This window comes from uncultured Streptococcus sp. (assembly GCF_938036805.1).
In the GTDB taxonomy this organism is placed as follows: Bacteria; Bacillota; Bacilli; order Lactobacillales; family Streptococcaceae; genus Streptococcus.
In genome coordinates this window covers 1-1,895 of record NZ_CALHWC010000222.1, presented here as the reverse complement: position 1 = coordinate 1,895, position 1,895 = coordinate 1, and the positions used below count along the sequence as shown (strand labels likewise).

2 protein-coding genes are annotated in these 1,895 nt (G+C 49.1%); both read right to left on the bottom strand.

The window, feature by feature from the left end; genetic code table 11:
- Positions 1 to 431 (bottom strand): 5-(carboxyamino)imidazole ribonucleotide mutase (gene purE, locus Q0191_RS09655; RefSeq protein WP_297666016.1); only part of this gene is annotated, 431 nt, incomplete at its 3' end.
- A 187-nt stretch (positions 432 to 618) separates the two neighbouring features.
- Complete coding sequence (purD, locus tag Q0191_RS09650) at positions 619 to 1,881, bottom strand: phosphoribosylamine--glycine ligase (RefSeq protein ID WP_297666018.1); 1,263 nt, start codon at positions 1,879 to 1,881, stop codon at positions 619 to 621.
- Positions 1,882 to 1,895 lie beyond the last annotated feature (14 nt).

Here is a 1,895-nt window from a genome sequence, read left to right as displayed (position 1 = left end):
GCCAAAGCTGTCGCGATAGCCTGATCCTCTACTGACAGGAGACGGAGGGCAAAGAGAGCCGCATTGGTCGCGCCTGCTTCACCGATAGCCATAGTTGCCACAGGTACACCGCCTGGCATCTGCACGATAGAGTAGAGCGAGTCCACGCCACTAAGAGCACGTGATTTGACTGGTACACCAATGACAGGAAGGGTAGTTTTGGCTGCTACCATGCCTGGTAAATGGGCTGCGCCACCAGCACCTGCGATGATGACCTTGATACCACGGCTACGGGCTTCCTCCGCATGTCTAAACATGAGGTCTGGTGTACGGTGGGCAGAAACAACTTTCTTTTCGTAGGCTACACAAAAGCGGTCTAGGACTTCTGCTGTTTTTTGCATGGTTGCCCAGTCGGATTTAGAGCCCATGATGATGGAAATAATTGGTTTCATTGTTAATATCCTTTTTCTTTTTGATAATGGTCTTAGGTGGTGGGTCGGAAGCAAACCTTCTGTTTCATTCCTAAAATTTGAGCCCGAAGTCTCAAATTTTCCCTAGACCAGAACATAGACTGTTCTGGTCTTTTCACCACGGCGACCATTATCGTACTTGGCGACTTCGTCGCTTTTTCTTATACCTTTATCGAATAGCCTTGCTTCCGATATCGGTTCGGTAAAAGAGATCTTCTGTTTTTTGTTGGGCAAGTTCTTGGTAGATAGTGTTTTGGGCTTCTTTGACGGTATCTGCTGTGGTGACGAGCATATAGACACGTCCGCCATTTGACAGCAGTGCTCTGCTATTTTCCGCAAACTTAGCCCCGGCATAGTAGGTGATGATGTCGCCTTCTGTCTTAGCTGGCAACTCAACGCCCTTTGCATAATCCAGCGGATAGCCGTTTGATGCGACAACCACACCCAGAGTCACACCCTTATCCGTCCACGTGATATTTGGCTCCTTGCCATCAAGGATATCCGTGATATTTTGTGCAAAGTCAGATGTCAAACGAGGCAAGATAATTTGCGTTTCAGGATCTCCGAAGCGAGCGTTGAACTCGATGACTTTCGGTCCGTCTGCTGTCAAGATAAGACCTGCGTAAAGGACACCCAGATAAGGGCGACCTTCTTTAATCATCCCTTCGAGGACTGGCTTGACAATGGTGTCAACCGCTGTGGCAACCACGCTCTTTGGCAAGTGAGGAACTGGCGCATAGGCACCCATACCGCCCGTGTTAGGACCCTTGTCCCCGTCGTAGGCACGTTTGTGGTCCTGAGCTGTTGGCATGATGTAGAACTTGTCGCCATTGACAAAGGCAAAGAGAGAGAACTCCTCACCGTCGAGGAATTCCTCAATGACCACACGCGCACCTGAGTCACCGAATTTATTGTCCAAAAGCATGTCGTGAGCAGCTTCTACTGCTTGCTCAACCGTCTCTGCAACAACGACACCTTTTCCAAGAGCCAAACCGTCTGCCTTGACTACGATAGGTGCACCCTGCTTTTCGATATAGGCCTTGGCTTCCTCAAAGTCGGAAAATGTGCCATAGGCTGCTGTCGGAACGCCGTATTTGATCATGATTTCCTTGGCAAAATCCTTGGACCACTCCAGCTCAGCCGCAGCCTTGGTCGGACCAAAAGCCTTGAGCCCAGCTTGGTTAAAATCATCTACAATTCCAGCTGCCAGGGCATCATCTGGGCCAATGAAGGTCCAAGCGATATCGTTGGCCTTTGCAAATTCAATCAACTTAGAATGTTCGGAAATTCCAATATTTACTAAATCCAACCCATCCAAGGTCATGCCATCATTTCCAGGTGCGACAAACACCTGCTCCACAACCTTAGACTCCAACAACTTCTTGGCAATCGCATGCTCACGACCGCCTGAACCAACAACTAAAAGCTTCATAGCTAAGATACCTC